This is a genomic window from Longispora sp. NPDC051575 (genome assembly GCF_040681875.1).
GTDB lineage: Bacteria > Actinomycetota > Actinomycetes > Mycobacteriales > Micromonosporaceae > Longispora.
In genome coordinates, this window is the sequence record NZ_JBFAZP010000002.1 from 227208 (window position 1) to 243743 (window position 16536).

At 73.6% G+C, this 16536-nt stretch carries 11 protein-coding genes; 6 read left to right on the forward strand and 5 right to left on the reverse strand.

What is annotated here, in order from left to right:
* Positions 1-8: 8 nt before the first annotated feature.
* The 3 genes from AB0M43_RS04860 to AB0M43_RS04870 all read right to left on the reverse strand — a co-directional run bounded on the left by AB0M43_RS04860 (position 9) and on the right by AB0M43_RS04870 (position 6793).
* Positions 9-4931 (reverse strand): M28 family peptidase, encoded by a 4923-nt coding sequence (locus tag AB0M43_RS04860; RefSeq protein WP_363721235.1) that lies wholly within the window; start codon positions 4929-4931, stop codon positions 9-11.
* Positions 4932-5116: 185 nt separating this feature from the next.
* Positions 5117-5899 (reverse strand): GNAT family N-acetyltransferase, encoded by a 783-nt coding sequence (locus tag AB0M43_RS04865; RefSeq protein WP_363721237.1) that lies wholly within the window; start codon positions 5897-5899, stop codon positions 5117-5119.
* Between the two features lie 51 nt (positions 5900-5950).
* Complete coding sequence (locus AB0M43_RS04870; protein ID WP_363721238.1) at positions 5951-6793, reverse strand: LLM class flavin-dependent oxidoreductase; 843 nt, start codon at positions 6791-6793, stop codon at positions 5951-5953.
* Positions 6794-6966: 173 nt separating this feature from the next.
* Between AB0M43_RS04870 and AB0M43_RS04875 the strand changes: the two genes are divergently transcribed.
* On the forward strand, positions 6967-8310 hold the full coding sequence (locus AB0M43_RS04875; protein ID WP_363721240.1) for an acyltransferase: 1344 nt from the start codon (positions 6967-6969) through the stop codon (positions 8308-8310).
* A gap of 96 nt (positions 8311-8406) precedes the next feature.
* Here AB0M43_RS04875 and AB0M43_RS04880 read toward each other — a convergent pair whose 3' ends face one another.
* Both AB0M43_RS04880 and AB0M43_RS04885 read right to left on the reverse strand, forming a co-directional pair.
* On the reverse strand, positions 8407-10494 hold the full coding sequence (locus tag AB0M43_RS04880) for a DUF6596 domain-containing protein (protein ID WP_363721242.1): 2088 nt from the start codon (positions 10492-10494) through the stop codon (positions 8407-8409).
* A 7-nt stretch (positions 10495-10501) separates the two neighbouring features.
* On the reverse strand, positions 10502-10822 hold the full coding sequence (locus AB0M43_RS04885) for a YciI family protein (RefSeq protein ID WP_363721244.1): 321 nt from the start codon (positions 10820-10822) through the stop codon (positions 10502-10504).
* Between the two features lie 144 nt (positions 10823-10966).
* On the opposite strand from AB0M43_RS04885, the gene AB0M43_RS04890 reads away from it, so the two are divergent.
* The 5 genes from AB0M43_RS04890 to AB0M43_RS04910 all read left to right on the forward strand — a co-directional run bounded on the left by AB0M43_RS04890 (position 10967) and on the right by AB0M43_RS04910 (position 16522).
* A complete protein-coding gene (locus tag AB0M43_RS04890) occupies positions 10967-11653 on the forward strand; it encodes a DUF998 domain-containing protein (protein ID WP_363721246.1) in 687 nt (228 codons plus the stop codon).
* A 459-nt stretch (positions 11654-12112) separates the two neighbouring features.
* On the forward strand, positions 12113-13099 hold the full coding sequence (locus tag AB0M43_RS04895) for a glycosyltransferase (RefSeq protein ID WP_363721248.1): 987 nt from the start codon (positions 12113-12115) through the stop codon (positions 13097-13099).
* Positions 13096-14094, forward strand: coding sequence for a lysylphosphatidylglycerol synthase domain-containing protein (locus AB0M43_RS04900; RefSeq protein WP_363721249.1), 999 nt, complete (start codon positions 13096-13098; stop codon positions 14092-14094). The genes AB0M43_RS04895 and AB0M43_RS04900 overlap by 4 nt, the downstream gene beginning before the upstream one ends.
* 101 nt (positions 14095-14195) lie before the next feature.
* On the forward strand, positions 14196-15494 hold the full coding sequence (locus tag AB0M43_RS04905) for an aminotransferase class III-fold pyridoxal phosphate-dependent enzyme (protein ID WP_363722051.1): 1299 nt from the start codon (positions 14196-14198) through the stop codon (positions 15492-15494).
* Positions 15491-16522, forward strand: a complete 1032-nt coding sequence (locus AB0M43_RS04910; RefSeq protein WP_363722053.1) for an NAD-dependent epimerase/dehydratase family protein — start codon at positions 15491-15493, stop codon at positions 16520-16522. The genes AB0M43_RS04905 and AB0M43_RS04910 overlap by 4 nt, the downstream gene beginning before the upstream one ends.
* The last annotated feature ends 14 nt before the right edge of the window (positions 16523-16536 follow it).

Sequence of the window (16536 nt, forward strand, 5' to 3'; positions counted from 1 at the left end):
GCGGGCCGCTACTCGAGTCGCGCGAGCTGCCGGGAGTCGCCCCGGACCGCCGCCGACCGGGGACGGTGGACCGCCGGGGTGGCCGCCAGCGGGCCGCCGGTGATGTCCAGCGGGCCGGTGGCGTAGACGGCCTGGTCGTACGCCTGGCCGCTGGGCGCCGCGCCCGCCGAGTACACGCCGAGGGCCTTGCCGTTGATCACCGAGCCGCCGCTGTAGTTGCCGACGAACCGGCCCGAGGCGGTGTTCGCGAGCTGCGCCATGGTCATCGGGCCGCCGACCGAACGGGCCGCGCTCCACCCGGTGCCGCCGTTGGTGGACGTGACGAGTCCGACCTTGAGCTGGCAGGTGTCGGCGGTGCAGTCGGCCGTGTCGTAGTAGTAGTACTGGAGCACCAGCTTCGCGGTGGCACCCTGGGTGGTCTGGTCCACCGCGATGGTCGGGAAGTACGTCTCCCCCGCCCCGGTCGGGATCTTCGTCGGGGCCGACCAGGTCCGCCCGTCCGTCGAGGTGACCAGCAGGATGTCGTTGAACGCGTCACCGTTGTTCCGGCTGTCCGGCCAGGCCAGGTAGTACTTCCCGCTGGCGTCCACGTCCAGGGAGGCGAGCGGGTTGCCCCGCAGGCCGCCGGCCGGCTGGTGGAACCGGATGTCGGTGGCGCTGGCCGCCGCGCTCCAGGTGGTCCCGCCGTCGGTGGACTGGGTGTACATCTGGTTGTTGCCGCCGGACACCCGGTCGTAGACGGCGACCACGTTCCCGTTGGGCTGGCTGGCGACGCCGGTGGGCAGCGCCCCGGTCGCCCCGGACACCGTCTTGTACGCGCCCCAGGTCACCCCGCCGTCCGTGGACGTGGACATCACCAGCTGGTTGTTGCCGGCGTTGTTGTCGATGGCCGCGTAGCAGTAGCCGTAGCGGGGGCTGGCCGACCAGTTGTCGCAGGCCACCCAGTTCTTGTCCCACTTCTCGCTTCCGGTGCCGGACACCGCCAGCTTCGGCTGCGACCAGGTCAGGCCGTCGCTGGACGTGTTGATCGCCAGGCCCATGCCCGACACGGCGCTGGTGTACGGCGTGCTCGCGATCAGCCACCGGCCGTGCCTGGCGCTGTACGCGACGACGGGCAGCGCCGCCCGGTCGTACGTCCCGCCGTCCACCTTCGCGCCCGGCACCTTGCCGGTCCGCCACGTCGTGCCGCCGTCGGTGGAGGTCGCCCAGCCGAGGCCGACGGCCGCCCCACCCTCGATCCGGCCGTTCTGGAACGCGGCCACGACGGTGGTGCCGTAGGCGAAGCTGTCCACCTCCACCTGGGTGGCGTGCTGCCCGGTGGACTCGGTGTACGGGTCCGCGCTGATCCGCGTCGCCCCGGGGCCCGGACCGGGGCCCGGCCCCGGACCCGGGTCGACGTCGAACGCGACATCGTCGAACAGGGTGGACACCGGGTCGCCCGGGTAGTTGTCGTCCCGGTTGACCAGGGTCAGCGTGTAGCTGTGCCCGGCGGTCACCGTGGCGTCGACCCGCTTGTAGCCCTCGCCGTTGGTGCACGTCTTCGCCAGCGGGGTGCTGGTCGCGCCCGTCGTGTTGTCGGTGAGCGTGGCCTTGGCCCAGGCGTAGTACACGGTGTCGGGGCAGGTCAGGCTGTACCAGAACGACAGGCGCTGGGAGCCGGCCGGCGCGGTGAACGTCTGCGACACCGAGGAGACCCCGTTCGTCGCGGACGTGCTGCCGAGCCGGGCGGCGTGGGTGCCGCCGTGCGCGCCGGAGTTCACGGTGCCGGCGGTGCCGGTCGCGGTCCAGCCCGTCAGGTCCCCGTTGTCGAAGCCGCCGTTGACGATCGCGCCGCCGCCACCGCCGGTCTGGGTGCGGGCGCCCACCCCGTTGGAGGCCCCGGAGACGTTGCCGGCGGCGTCCTTCGCCTTCACCGTGAACGTGTACGCGGTGTCGGGGCTCAGGCCGGTCACCGTCGCCGACGTGCCGGTCACCGTCAGCGCCAGGGCCGAACCGTTGTAGACGTCGTACCCGGTGACGCCGACGTTGTCCGTGGAGGCGTCCCAGGCCAGGGAGACGCTGGTGGACGTCGTACCCGTCGAGCGGGCGTTGCCCGGGGCGGTCGGCGCGGACGTGTCCCCCGGCGGGGTGCCGACCGCGACCTTCCACAGGGTGTACGCGATCCCGTCCGCGCTGCGGTTCAGCGCGGTGGCGTTGATGTTGTTCGTGGTGTCGCACGACTGGTGGTAGCAGGGGTCGTACGCGGCCCGGGAGCCGCCCCACTTGGTGACCTGGGCGGCCGTCTTGGTCGCGTTGGCCCCGGTGGCGTACCCGGACGTGGCGATGCCCGCGTTCTTGAACGACGCGTCGTCGGAGCGGCCCTGGCCCTCGACGTTCTCCTCCGGGGACAGGTTGAGCGAGTCCCAGTAGGCCTTCATCGGCGCGGACGTGGCCGAGGTGATGTTGTTGATGAAGTAGCCGCCGTTGGGGGAGGCCACCATGTCGAAGTTGTAGTACCCCTTGATGGCGCTCTTCTGGGCCGCCGACAGGGAGTTGACGTAGAACCGGGACCCGTTGAGGCCCTGCTCCTCGTCCGTCCACCAGGCGAACCGGACCTTGTTCAGCATCGTCGGGTTCGCCGATGCCAGGGCGAGCGCCGTCTCCAGCAGCGCGGCCGAACCGGAGCCGTTGTCGTTGACGCCCGGACCGGCGGAGACGCTGTCGAGGTGCGCGCCGAACATGTGCACGTTGCCGGCGTCGCCGCCCGTCCACTCCGCGATCAGGTTGTTCGACGGGTAGGTGCAGGAGGAGCAGTTCTGCTCGGTGACCGTGTAACCGGCCGCCTGGAGCTTGCCCTTCACGTAGGCCAGCGACGCGGTGTAGCCCGCGCTGCCCGCCCGCCGGTTGCCGCCGTTCTGCGAGGCGATCGTGCCGAACTGGGCCAGGTGCGCCTGCACCTTCGCGACGTCGATGTCCGGCGCGGTGCCGCCCGGGTTCGGGGTTCCGCCCACGGTCAGCGCGTAGGTCGCCGTGTGGGTCGCGGCGCCCGTGCCGGTGACGGTCACGGTGTAGGAACCCGGTGCCGCCGAGGAGGCCGCCGACAGGGTCAGCGTGGAGCTGGCGCCGGACTGCACCGACGACGGGTTGAACGACGCGGTGACCCCCGACGGCAGGCCGCTGGCCGTGAGGTTCACGGTCTGCGCGGTGCCCGAGGTGGTGCTCGTGCCGACCGAGGTGGTCGCCGACGCGCCCGGCTGGACGGCGCCGCTGGCCGGGTTCAGGGAGATCGAGAAATCGTTGCCGGGGGTACCGGTGCAGGTGGCCTCGCCCGACTGGGCCGGCAGGGTCACCGCGTCCCAGGCGGCCTTGGTCTTGTTGTACAGACCACAGGTGCTGTCGAGGTTCTTGGCCGCCTGCAGCGTGGCGATCCGGTACTTCTTGTACGTCATCCCCGACGTCTTGAGCAGCATCGCGTTGTAGAACACCTTCCCGGCGTTCTGGATGCCGACCCCGGTGACCGAGGAACTGTTGCAGGTCGGGCTCGCCGGCTGCCCGTTGGTGGGGGCGTTGCCCTCGGCCAGCAGGTAGAACCAGTGGTTCAGCGGCCCGGCCGCGTCGTGCACCTCGGTGTTCGGGATGGCCGAGGAGTAACAGTTCGGGCTGCGGCCGTCCTTGTTCGGCTCGTACATGTAGCGCAGCGGCTTGTTGTTGCCGCCGAAGTTGACCAGCTCGCCGACCTCGTAGTCGGGCCGGTCCACGGAACTGTTGAGGTACCACTCGGTGAGCGCGCCGAAGATGTCCCCGGTGCCCTCGCCCAGGCCCGCCTCCGACGACGTGCCGCCGGGGGTGTTCTCGTCGATGCCGTGGCCGTTCTCGTGCCCGACGACGTCCATGCCGGTCAGCCACTGGTTCGCCGAGTTGTATCCGAACAGGGTCGCGTTGGGCACGTAGTCCCAGTAGGCGTTCTTGTCCTGGAGACCCACATAGGACGGCCAGCCGCCGCCGTTGCCGTTGAACCCGTTGCGGCCCAACCAGTTCTTGAGCATGTCCCACTCGCCGGCGTTGGCGTACATCACGTCCACGCAGCCGGAGACCTTGTCCGTCTTCGAGGAGCTGCCCCACACGTCGTCGGCGTCGGTGAGGATCGCACCGGTGCTGCCCGAGTAGTCCGCGCAGCTGATGTTGCCCCGGGTGGGGTCCTGCATCTTGTAGGCGCCGCTGGAGCCGGAGGTGGGGATGGTCAGGTTCGACCCGCTCCACACGCCCGTGCCCGTACCGGCCTCGATCTCCTCCACCGCGTGCGCGACCGCGCCGGACCGGGCGTCGACGTACACGTGCTGCCGGCTGGGGCGGGTCTCCCCCGCGTGCCCGTGGCCCTGGTCCCGGCCGGGGGCCGCCGCGCCCGCGACGAGGACGTCCCAGGCCAGGACGGGGGTCGGCTGACCGGTGGCGAGCACGACCAGGCGCGGCTCGGTCGAGGAATCGGTCCGCAGCAGCCGGGTCCGCGCCGTCGCGGCCGCCCGGTCCGCCGGGACCGTGGGGGTGGTGGCGACGCTGATCGCGGACTCGCTCGCCGACACGGTGGTCAGCACCCGGCCGGCCGCGTCGGTCGCCACCACCGCGTCGCCGCCCACCACGGGCAGGCCGCGGTACGTCCGGTCGTAGGACACGTAGTACAGGTCGCCGCGGCCCGGGTTCCCCCCGGTGTAGACGGCGCGGCGGTCGAACCGCTCGTCCGGTCCCTTCCGCAACGCGTCCAGCCCACTGGCGGCCGCCCGGTCCGCGGCGGCCACCGCGAGCCCGACGGGATCCTGGGCGGCCGCGGCGGTCGGGGGCCCGGCCGCCGACCACGACAACGCGGCGACCGTGCCGGCGACCACGGCGAGCGCGATCCCCGCCGCCGCGACCGGTAACCCGGCTCTGCGTTTTGCGAGCATGACGATATCTCCCATCCGCATTCCTCAATGACTGCTGATGGGTGGAGCTAACCGGAGTCGCGCACGGTCAGATACCGAGGAAACCCTTGGTCAGGGGGTACGGGGCGGCGGGTCGCGTCCTCCGGCGGACACGCAAGGGTTTTCCCGGTACGCGAACGGCGCACCCTCGGGTAACAGGGCCCGGGCGCCCCGGGTCGGGCTCAGGAGTCGGCGGGCATCCGCAGGTAGCTGTGCGTGCGGCCGATCGTCGCGTACCCGAGGCGGGCGTACAGCTCACGCGGCCAGTCGTCCTCCTCCGCCACCAGCAGCACCAGGTCGCAGCCCGCCGCGCCCGCCCGCGAGAGCCCGTCGGCCAGCAGCGCCCGGGCGTACCCGCGTCCGGTGTGCGCCGGCAGCGTCATCAGGTCCTCGATCTGGGCGACCCCGGTGGCCGGGTCCAGGTACAGGTCGCCCCGGCAGGCCACCTCGCCGTCCGGGGCGCGCGCCACGAGGAACAGCACCCGGTCCGCGCCGCGCACCGTGGCCGCCCCGCGCCCGGCCAGCTGCTCGATCACGTCGTCCGGCGCGTCGGGCTTCTCGCCGCGCCACTCCCGCCGGGCCGCCTCCGTGCGCGCGGCCACGTCCACGACGTCCACCACCACGGTCGGGTCGGCGGGCCGGTCCGGTGCCGCGCCGGTGTGCCGCATGACCACGGTGGCGCTGTGCTCGTACCCGGCGTCGACGAACGCCGGCCCGACCCGGGCGGCCAGGTCCGGGTCCGCCACGTGCACCAGCCGGTGCGCCCGGCCGGCGGCGGCGAACACCGCGTCCACGTCCTCCGGGCCGGCCGGACCCTCCAGGTGCAGCTTGTTGTGCGCGTAGGAGTGCGCGAACGTGTCGTCGAAGGCGCCGAACCCGTAGGGCAGGTCCACCACCCGCTCGGCCTGGCTGCGGGCGAACGCGCGCAGGAAGGCCAGGGACCGGGCCAGTTCAGGGGTACTCATCCCCGCAGGCTACGTGCGCCGCCCCCGGTCCCGCACCGGGTTTCCGGCCGGCTAGCGGAGGCGGAGGGCCTCGGCCAGCAGGTCCAGGGCTGCCGGGTTCTGCCGGGTCTGCATCACGATCAGGTCGTCGACGACGCCGAGCGCGCCGAACGCGTCGATCGTCGCGGCCAGCTCGCCGGCGTCGGTCTGCGGGGCCAGCATGCCCACCGTGACCCGCAGGGTGCCCGGGTCGCGGCCCTCCGCGTCGAGCGCGGCGCGCAGGTCCGCGAGGCGCTCGGCGAGCCGGTCGTTGGGGCCCGGGTACCAGGCGGTGTTCCACGCGTCGGCGTACCGGGCGGTCAGGCGCAGCATCCGGGGGCGGAACCCGCCGATCAGCAGCGGGATCCGGCGGGCGGGCGCGGGCATCAGGGTGGCCCCGGCGGCCCGGTGGTGGCGGCCCTCGAACGTCACGGTCTCCCCGCGCAGCAACGGCACGAGGATCTCCAGCGCCTCCGCGAACCGGCCGCCCCGCAGGTCGGTGGGATAGCCGAAGTCCTCGTACTCGCGGTCGTACCAGCCCGCGCCCACCCCGAGGGTCAGGCGGCCGGCGCTGATCTCGTCGACCGTCACCGCCATCTTCGCCAGCAGGGCCGGGGGCCGGAACGCCAGGCAGGTGACCAGTTGGCCGAGCTCGACCCGGTCGGTGACCGCCGCGAGGGCCGCCTGCATGGTCCACGCCTCGTGGATGTCCTCCGGCGGGACGTCGCCGTGGCCGCTGTACAGGTGGTCGAACACCCAGAGCGAGTCCACGCCCACGGCCTCGGCGTGCCGGGCGTACCCGCGCACCTCGGCCCAGGTGGACAGCTTCCCGGTGTCGTCGAGCCGGGTCATCGGAACGATCACGCCAATCCGCATCCGCGCAGACTAACCGAACCCCGGGGCCGCGTGGATCGCCGGAATGGCCGGGGTGCGCGCGCCGCGTACCCGGGTCCCGGTCGGTGGCGACCCCTACGGGTAGGGCTAGCGGTACCACGAAGAGTCGTGGCTGCTGGATCGTGACGGCTGGCCGGTTCGACAAGGCTCGGGGTATGCAAACGAGGGACCGGTTCGTCGACGCGCTGCGGGCACTGGGCACCGTGGCGGTGGTACTGCTGCACTGGCTGATGCCCGTCGTGGCGTGGGACGGCCACCGCCTGGAGATCGGCAACGCGCTGTCCGGGGAGGGCGGCTGGGCCGTCACCTGGGTCGCCCAGATCATGCCCATGATGTTCTTCGCGGCGGGCTGCGCCACGTACGGCTCCCTGCGCCGGGCCACCGACGGCTGGTCGTTCCTGCGTCGCCGCCTGCCCCGGCTGCTGTGGCCGATCGGGGTGTTCCTCGCCGTGTGGGCCGTGGCCGGGCCGGCCCTGGTCGCCGCCGGGGTGCCGTGGGCCGCCGTGCGCCGGGCGGCCGGCACCGCCCCGCAACTGCTGTGGTTCATCGCCGTGTACCTGCTGGTCCTCGCGTTGGCCCCGGTGTTCGGCCGGCTGCACGGGAAATACCGATGGGGGGTACTCGTCGGGCTCGCGGCCTGCGCGGTCGCCGTCGACGTCGCCCGGTTCACGACCGGGGTCACCGAACTCGGCTACCTCAACGCCGTGCTCGTCTGGCTGATCCCGCACCAGCTCGGCTTCTTCTACGCCGACGGCACCCTGACCCGCTGGTCCCGGGGCCGGCTCGCGGCGGTGGCAGGGGGCGGGATCGCGGTGCTGACGGCGCTCGTCCTGCTCGGCCCGTACCCGGCGAGCATGATCGGGATGCCCGGGGCGGCCATGTCGAACATGAACCCGCCGACCGTGTGCCTGGTGGCGCTCACCGGGTACCAGATAGCGCTGGTCCTGCTCCTGAAGCCGTTGATCCTGCGCCTCCCGGCCCGCCCGGTCGACTGGATCCAGCGGCACAGCATGACCGTGTACCTGTGGCACCTCACCGCCGCGTTCCTCGTGTTCGGCGTGCTCCTGCTGGGCCTGGGCCTCACGCCGCCCGCGCCGGGCACCACCTCCTGGTGGCTAACCCGCCCGCTGTGGCTCGCCGGGCTGGCCGCGCTGCTCGCCGTGTTCGTGTTCGCGTTCCGGTGGGCCGAGCAGCGCGAGGTGCGGCTGCCGCGCCCCCGGGTCGGGCTGCTCGGGTACGCCGGGCTGGCGTGCCTGCTGGTCGCGTTGCTGCTGGTGGTGACCGGGGGGACGTTGCCGCCGCTGGATCGGGGGGTGGACGCGGTGGTGCGCAGCGACCAGGCGTTGGCGGTGCTGTTGGGGGCGCTCGGGGTGGCGCTGGGGGTGCTGGCCCGCCGCCCGACCCCCGCCCCGGCCCAGGTCCCGGGCCCGACGGTGACCAGCCAGGTGGCGGCGCCCGTGCTGCTGGCCCCACGGGAGCCGGTCGGCGCCGGACGGTGAGTCCCGGTCCCGCCCGGCGAAGGTCCTCCGGGGACCGCGCCGGGCGGCCGGTCCGTGCCCGGCGGGCGCGGGTCGCCCCCGGGCACCCCGTCGGGTTCAGGCGCCGGGGCGCAGCTGGCGGAGCGTGTAGCCCGCGCCGGTCGGGTCCAGTCCCCGGGTCGCCCGTTTGAAGAGAAACTCCGCACGGGGGTACGACAGCCGGGTGCGCCCCGTCTCCGGGCACACGTCCGCCTCCGACGGGGTCCGCGCGGGCCCCGGCCGGCGGTCGGCGAGGAACAGCGGGCCCCGGGTCCGGCCGGCCAGGAGTTCGGGCAGTAGCCGGGCCGTACCGGAGCGCCAGGTGATCCATCTACCGGCCACCCGGGCGCGGCGGTCGTCGAGGTCCAGGTCGGTCACGTCCAGGGCGAGGACGGCGGTCACGGGGGCCGCCGACTCGTGCAGGAGCAGCCACAGGGTGCGTTCCCGCAGCGCGACGCCGGGTCGGGTCCACAGTGTCGCCAGCCGGTCGGGATCGGCCGGCGGGGTCGGGGGGCGGTTCTCGGCCCGGCGTTCCAGGTCGTCGGCCAGGGCGTCCGTGCCGGCCCAGGCGCCGAACGAGCGCACCGTCGAGCGGTGCCGGTTCCAGGTCTTCGCGGCGGCGCTCCCCCAGGCGGTGGCGCAGGCGCGGGCCACGTCGGCGGCGGTGAGGTCCGCGAGGGGGACGCTGTCGCCGAGGGCGAGGCGAAGGCGGCGCAGGGTCTGGGCGTAGGAGCGCAGGGTGGCGGGGTCGAGGTCGTCGCGGGCCAGGAAGTCCCGGGCGGCGGTCGCGAGCGTCGCCCCGGGTACGGGATCCCCGCCGGGGGCGTTGGTCCCGACCACGTCGCCGTGGCTCGAACCCGCCCCCGCCGAGTCGGCCGCGGCCGGTCCGGCACCGGCGTGGGCGTTCCCCGCCTCGGTCTCCGTGTCGGAGGCCACGGGAGTCGGCCCGGTGGCGGCCGCGCGGCGGAGGAGGAACGCGCGTTCGGCCGCGTTGCGGGTCAGCGCGGCGGCCCGTTCGAACTCGCGGCGCGCCTCGCCGTACCGGCCGAGGCGTTCGAGCAGGTCGCCCCGGACACCGGGCAGCAGGTGGTAGTCGCGCAGCGCGGGCTCCGAGGTCAGGGAGTCCACCAGGGCCAGGCCGGCCTCCGGTCCGCGCGCCATGCCGACGGCCACCGCCCGGTTGAGCTGGACGATCGGGGTGGGCAGCAGGCGGGACAGGGCCTCGTACAGGGCGGCGATCTGGGCCCAGTCGGTGTCCGCCGGGGAGCGGGACTGGGCGTGGCAGACGGCGATGGCGGCCTGGAGCACGTACGGGCCGGGTGGGCCGCCGAGTGCGCGGGCGCGCAGCATGGCGGTGAACCCGCGCCGGATCAGGAGCTGGTCCCACCGGCCCCGGTTCTGCTCGTGCAGCGGGACGGGTTCCCCGGACGGGCCGGTGCGCGCCGCCGAGCGGGACGCCTGGATCTCCATCAGGGCGACGAGGCCGTGCGCCTCCGGTTCGTGCGGGGCGAGTTCGGCGAGCAGGCGGCCCAGGCGGAGGGCCTCCAGGCACAGGTCGGCGCGGATGAGGTCGTCGCCGGACGTGGCCGAGTACCCCTCGTTGAAGATCAGGTAGACGACCTCCAGCACGGAGGTCAGCCGATCGGCCAGCGCGGCCCCGGCGGGGAGTTCGAACGGGACCCGTTCGGCCGCGAGGGTGCGTTTGGCGTCGGCGATCCGGCGGGTGACGGTCGGTTCGGGCACCAGGAACGCGCGGGCGATCTCCCCGGCGGTCAGGCCGCCGAGCAGCCGGAGGGTCAGCGCGGCCCGGGAGTCGGCGGGCAGCACCGGGTGGCAGGACAGGAACATCAGGCGCAGGACGTCGTCGGGCTCCGCCTCGGACGGGTGTTCGAGCTCGTGGGCGAGCTGCTCGTGCCGGCGTTCGAGCCGCTGGGCGCGCCGGACGTGGTCGACGGCCCTGCGCTTGGCGATCGCCGTCAGCCAGGCGCCGGGATTGTCCGGGACGCCCTCGACGGGCCACTGTTCGAGGGCCGCGACGAGGGCGTCCTGGGCGAGTTCCTCCGCGAGGCCGACGTCGCGGACCACCCGGGTCAGCCCGGCGATGATCCGGGCCGACTCGAGTTTCCAGACCGCGTCGACGGTGCGGCGGGTCTCCGCTAGGGACATGGCACGGCTACGAGAAGACCTGCTGGATCACGCTCTCGCCGTCGCCGACGATCCGGCGGAACCGGCGGCACAGCTCGACCGCCTCCTCCTTCGACCGGACCTCGACCAGCGCGAAGCCGGCCACGGCCTCCTTGGCCTCGGCGAACGGCCCGTCGGTGACGGTGATCTGGTCGCCGACCGAGGTGACCCGGACGCCGCCCGCCTCCAGGCCGCCGGTGGCCAGGAGCACGCCCGCCGCCGTGAGCTCCTCGATGAACGCGCCCATCTCGGCGAACAGCTTCTCGTCGGGGACGGAGTCGGACGGCTTGGACATCATCAGGTACCGCATGGGAACTCTCCTTCAACGTCTTCCGGTGTACTGCCCACGCGTCGTCCAGCGTATACGACAGGGAACGGCGGCGTTCCCTGTCACATCGCCCGGACGACGTGTCAGCGAAACCACCCCGCAGCACACCGGAACGAGGCACCCGCCATGACCGCCACCCAGCTCCCCGCCCCCACCTCCGCCACCGGCACGATCACCGCCGCTCCGTCGGCGCGTTCGACCACCCGGGCCCTGCTCGCCTGCGGGGTCGTCGCCGCGCCCCTCTGGGCGGTCGTCTCCCTGACCCAGGCCGCGACCCGGGAGGGCTTCGACATCACCCGGCACCCGCTGAGCGCCCTGAGCAACGGCTCCCTCGGCTGGCTCCAGATCACCAACTTCGTCCTCGCCGGGGTACTGACCCTGCTCGGCGCGTCCGGCCTGCGCCGGGCGATGCGCGGCACCCCGGGCGGTACGTGGGCGCCCCGGCTGGTGCGGGCCGCCGGGGTCGGGCTGGTCGGCGCCGGGGTGTTCGTGATGGACGCGGCCGACGGCTTCCCGGCCGGTACCCCCGCGGGAATGGGCGTCCTGCACTGGCACAGCTTCGGCCACATGATCGCCGGGACGCTGACGTTCGCGACCCTGATCGCCGCCTGCTACGTCCTCGGCCGGTACTACCGCCGCGCCGGGCACCGGGGGCTCGCCGTCGCCTCCCGGGTCGCCGGCTCCGCGCTGCTCGTCGGGGACCTGTGGGCGATGGCCGGCGGGAAGGCCGGGTCGCTGACGCTGGCGGTCGGCGCGATCTCCGCGATGCTGTGGGTCGCGGCGGCCACCGCCCGGTTCCGGCGCGCCGCCTGAGACAAGCCCCGCCCCGGACGGCCCCGTGCGACCGCGCACGGGGCCGTCGGCGTGTCCGCGCGCGGGGCCATCGGCGTGTCCGCGCGCGGGGCCGTCGGGATGTCCGCGCGCGGGCCGCGCGGGCCCGGTCGGCACGTTCCCGACGGCCCGGCACAGTCGGTCCCGGACACTGTCGGACCGCCGTGTCCCGTGCCCCGGAAAGTTCCCCCCACGGAGGGTCGACATCGATGACTCTCGACAGGTATCGGGGCGGGCAGATCTTGCGAACACAGTGCTGAAGTACCAGATTTAATTAACACAGGTTATTTACAGTAGGTCCGGCGCTGGCTACAGTCGTCGATGTGTCCAGGGGCCGTTAGCTCCCCCACGGACATCCCATCCCCCGCAGGACCCGGCGCACCGTCGCGCACGGGAACGACCGCGCCATGTCTGTCCACAATGGAGATGAGGAGCCCGGCGATGCAGGTCTCGGTAGTCATCCCGAACCACAACCACGCCCGTACCCTGCCCCTGGTGCTCGACTCGGTGTACGCGCAGACCCGGCCGGTCGCGCAGGTCGTGGTGGTCGACGACGCGAGCACCGACGGGTCCCTCGACGTGCTCCGCGGGTACCCGTGCGAGGTGGTCGCCCTGACCGTCAACCGGGGGGTGTCCACGGCGCGCAACCGGGGCGCGGGGGCCGCGACCGGCGACGTGCTGTTCTTCCTGGACGCCGACACCGCGCTGGCCCCCGACGCGGTGGCCAACGCGGTCCGGGTCCTGGAACGCGAGCCGGACGTCGGCTGCGTGCACGGCCTGATCTCGGTCGAGCCGCTGATCGACGACGGCCCCGTGGAGCGGTACCGGGTGCTGCACCACCACGTCGGCCGGCTGCGCGCCGTCGGGCTGGTGTCGACGGCGTTCTTCGCGCACGCCGCGATCCGCCGGGCGGTGTTCGAGGAGGTGGGGCCGTTCGACCCGGGGCTGCGCGACAACGAGGACGTGGAGTACAGCGACCGGCTGGCCCGGCGCACGCTGATCCGGCTGTCCGCCGACGTCGTCGGGTACCACGACGACGTGCAACGGCTCTGGCCGCTGCTCACCGAGACGTTCCGCCGGTCGCGGCACCAGGCCACCGGGGCCGCCGCGCACCGGCTGCGGCCCGGGGCCGTGAAGGGCAACAGCCTCCTCGGGGTACTGGCCGCGCCGCTCGTCCCGGCGACCCTGCCGTTGGCGCTGCTCGGCCCGTGGTGGCTCGGCGTACCGGCCGGCTGGGCGGCGCTGTTCGCGGTCGCCAACCCCCGGTTGTCGCTGGTCGCGCTGCGTACCCGTGGAGTGGGGTTCCTGCTCTTCGTCACGGGGGCGCACTTCCTGGTGCACCTGGCGCTGTGGGCGGGCGCGGTGCGCGGAGCGCTGCGGCTGCTCCGGCCGCGCGCGGTGACCCGGCCCGCCGAGGAGGGCGCGTGACCACCGGCGAGGCGGTCGCGGCCCGGGACCGGGGCGCGCCGCCCGACACCGCGGGCCCGGGGACAGCCGGCCCGGAACGGCCCTCCCCCGCCCGGCGGCTGCTGCGTGGCCTGGTCGTCGCCGTGTTCCTGCTCGCCGCCGCCGGAGGTGTCGCACTCGCGCTGCGCGAACAGGGCTGGGAGGTCCTCGCCCGGCTCCGGGAACCCCGGGCCCTGCCCTTCGTGCTGGCCGCCCTCGCCGCCAACCTAGCCGGCCTGGCGCTCGGCGCGTGGTCCTGGCGGCGGATCCTGGTCGACGTCTCCGGGCCGGTGCCGGTCGCCGACAGCGCGCGGATCTGGGCGGTCGGCGTGTTCAGCAAGTACATCCCGGGGCGGTTGTGGGGGCTGCTGGCGCACGTCCGGATGGGCCGGCGCGCCGGCATCCCCGCCGGACGGATGGCCACCGTCTTCCTGGTCAGCTTCGGCCTGGTGATGCTGACCGGAGCGGCCGTGGGCCTGCTGGCCGCCCCGGCTTCGGTCGGCGGCGGGGCCTGGCTGCTGCTCCTGCCCGGCGCGCTCCTGGCGCTCGGGGTGCTGCGACCCTCGCTGGTCAACGGCCTGATCGCCCTGCTGGCCAGGATCGGCCGCCGGCCACCGCCGGAGAGCACGGTGTCCCCCGCCGGGATCCGGGCCGGGATCGGCTGGGCCGTCGCGTCCTGGCTGGTGTCGGGGCTGCACCTGTGGGCACTGGCCGTGCTGGTGGGCGCCGACCCGGTCGCCGCGCTGCCCGTCGGGCTCGGCGGGTTCGCGCTCGGCACGGTGGCCGGCAGCGCGGCCCTGATCCTGCCCGACGGCTGGGGCGCCCGCGAACTCACCCTGATGGCCGCCCTGGCCACCGTGCTCCCGTGGAGCGAGGCCGGGGTCGCGGCCCTGGCCAGCCGTCTGATCTGCGTCCTCGCCGAGGTCGGCGGGGCCGGCACTGTCCTGATCGTCACCCAGTTGCGAAAGGCACGGTAGCCATGCCCGAACTGTTCTCCCTGGCGGCGGCGGAGGAGCTGACCGTCCAGCGGACCCACGAACTGTACGAACGCTACGTCAGCCGCAGCCAGGTATCCCTGATGACCTCGTTCGGCTTCGGCCGCGAACTCGTCGACCGGGCCGAGGGCGCGTGGATCACCCTGCGCGACGGCCGGCGGATCCTCGACTTCTCCGGCGGGGTCGGGGTGCTCAACCACGGGCACAACCACCCCCGCGTCCTTGCCGCGCGGCGCAGGTTCTCCGAGGCGCGCCGGATGGAGGTGCACAAGGCGTTCTTCTCGCCGTACCTGGCGGCGCTCAGCCACAACGTGGGCGAGCTGCTGCCCGGGGACCTCAGCGTGTCCTACTTCCCGAACTCGGGGGCCGAGGCCGTCGAGGGCGCGATCAAGATGGCGTACAAGTACCACGGCGGGAAACGGAACACCATCCTGCGGGCCGACATCAGCTTCCACGGCAAGACGCTCGGCGCGGGGAGCCTGACCGGTTCGGCCGAGAACGCGTTCAAGTTCCCCGGGCTGCCCGGGGCCGTCGTCTACCCCTACGGCGACCTGGCGGCACTGCGCCCGCTGCTCACCGACGACGTCTACGCCGTGCTGGTCGAGCCGTTCAGCGCGTCGAGCCTGCGGCACTGGGACGAGGCGTCGCTGCGGGAACTGCGCGCGATCTGCACCGCGAAGGACATCATCCTGATCTTCGACGAGATCTACACCGGCTGGGGCAAGACCGGCAGCCTGTTCTACTTCATGCGCCACGAGGGGCTGGTGCCCGACATCCTGGCGTACTCGAAGTCCCTCGGCGGCGGGAAGGCCTCGATCTCCGGGTACACGGCCCGGGTGCCCGTGTTCCGCCAGGCCTACGACAGGCTCACCGACGTCATCCTGCACAGCACCACCTACTACGGCTTCGGCGAGGAGACCGCCACCGCGATCGAGGCCGTGAACGTGGTGGTCGAGGACGACTACCCGGCCCGCGCCCGCGCCCTGGAGGCGGTGCTGCGCCCCGGGCTGGAGCGGGTGGCCAAGGCGCACCCGGACGCGGTGAACCAGGTGGCCGGCACCGGCGGGCTGTTCGGGGTGTTCCTGACCGGCGGGCCGAAGGTGCTGGAACTGGCCGGCCGGCTGGCCCCCGGGTTCGCCAAGGACCCGCAGTTCGCGACGAAACTGACCACCCTCGCGGTGATCGCGCACCTGTACCGCGAGCACGACATCCTGACCTACTACAGCCCCAACGTGGAGAACCCGCTGATGGTGGCCCCGACCCTGGTGACGGAGCCGTCCGAGGCCGAGTACTTCGTCCGCGCGCTCGACGCCACCCTCGAACGGGGCCTGGGCCGGCTCGTCGCCGCGTTCGTCAAGGAGAAGGTGACCTCGCGGTGGTGAACATCCTGGTGACCGGCGCGGCCGGCATGCTCGGCGCGCACCTCGTGGAACGGCTGACCGGCGACGGGCACGCCGTCACGGGGCTGGACCTGCGCGAGGCCACCCACGGCGGCGGGCGGCACGTGGTCGGCGACATCCGCGACACCCGGCTGCTCGCCCGGCTGGCCGCGACCGCCGACGCGGTGGTGCACTGCGCGGCGGCGCTGCCCAGCTACCCGGACGCGGAGATCCGCTCCGTGATCGTCGACGGCACCCGGGCGGTGCTCACCGCCGCCCGCGACGCCGAGGTGTCCCGGTGCGTGCACGTGTCCTCCACGGCCGTGTACGGGCTGCCGGCCGTGGTGCCGACCACGGAGGAGTACCCGCGCAGCCCCGTCGATCCCTACAGCCGGGCCAAGGCCGCCGCCGAGGAGGTCGCCGAGGAGTTCCGGGCCGGCGGGCTGTGCGTACCGATCCTGCGGCCGAAGACCTTCGTGGGGCCGGGCCGGATGGGCCTGTTCGCGATGCTGTTCGAGTGGGCCGAGGAGGGCCGGCACTTCCCCGTCCTCGGCCGGGGCGACGTGCGGATCCAGATGTTCGCGATGGCGGACCTCGTCGACGCCGTGGTCACGGTGCTCGACGCGCCCGAGGACGTCGCGAACGACACGTACAACCTGGCGGCGGCCGAGTTCGGCACCCTGCGGGAGGACTTCCAGGCGGTGCTGGACGCCGCCGGGCACGGCCGCCGGGTGGTGTCGCTGCCGGCCCGGCCCGCGCTGGGGGCGCTGCGGCTGCTGGAGCGCAGCCGGCTGTCCCCGGTGTACGGCCGGCTGCTGCACAAGCTGATGGCCGACTCGTACGTGAGCATCGACAAGGCGGCCGACCGGCTCGGTTTCCGGCCCCGACTGTCCAATCAGGACGCGATCCTGCTGACCTACGACTGGTGGCGGTCCCGGCGGACCGCCGCGCACCGGCCCGCCCGCAGTGGGCGGACCAGCCGGGATCCCTGGAAGCAGGGCGCGTTGTCCCTGGCCAAGTTCTTCTTCTGACCGTAGAGCGGGAG

Bases quoted from the DNA above. Each gene is read 5' to 3' on its own strand.
- AB0M43_RS04875 (WP_363721240.1), top strand. From the start codon at position 6,967: ATGCAAACGAGGGACCGGTTCGTCGACGCGCTGCGGGCACTGGGCACC.
- AB0M43_RS04870 (WP_363721238.1), bottom strand. From the start codon at position 6,793: ATGCGGATTGGCGTGATCGTTCCGATGACCCGGCTCGACGACACCGGG.
- AB0M43_RS04895 (WP_363721248.1), top strand. From the start codon at position 12,113: ATGCAGGTCTCGGTAGTCATCCCGAACCACAACCACGCCCGTACCCTG.
- AB0M43_RS04860 (WP_363721235.1), bottom strand. From the start codon at position 4,931: ATGGGAGATATCGTCATGCTCGCAAAACGCAGAGCCGGGTTACCGGTC.
- AB0M43_RS04890 (WP_363721246.1), top strand. From the start codon at position 10,967: ATGACCGCCACCCAGCTCCCCGCCCCCACCTCCGCCACCGGCACGATC.
- AB0M43_RS04880 (WP_363721242.1), bottom strand. From the start codon at position 10,494: ATGTCCCTAGCGGAGACCCGCCGCACCGTCGACGCGGTCTGGAAACTC.
- AB0M43_RS04885 (WP_363721244.1), bottom strand. From the start codon at position 10,822: ATGCGGTACCTGATGATGTCCAAGCCGTCCGACTCCGTCCCCGACGAG.
- AB0M43_RS04905 (WP_363722051.1), top strand. From the start codon at position 14,196: ATGACCTCGTTCGGCTTCGGCCGCGAACTCGTCGACCGGGCCGAGGGC.
- AB0M43_RS04865 (WP_363721237.1), bottom strand. From the start codon at position 5,899: ATGAGTACCCCTGAACTGGCCCGGTCCCTGGCCTTCCTGCGCGCGTTC.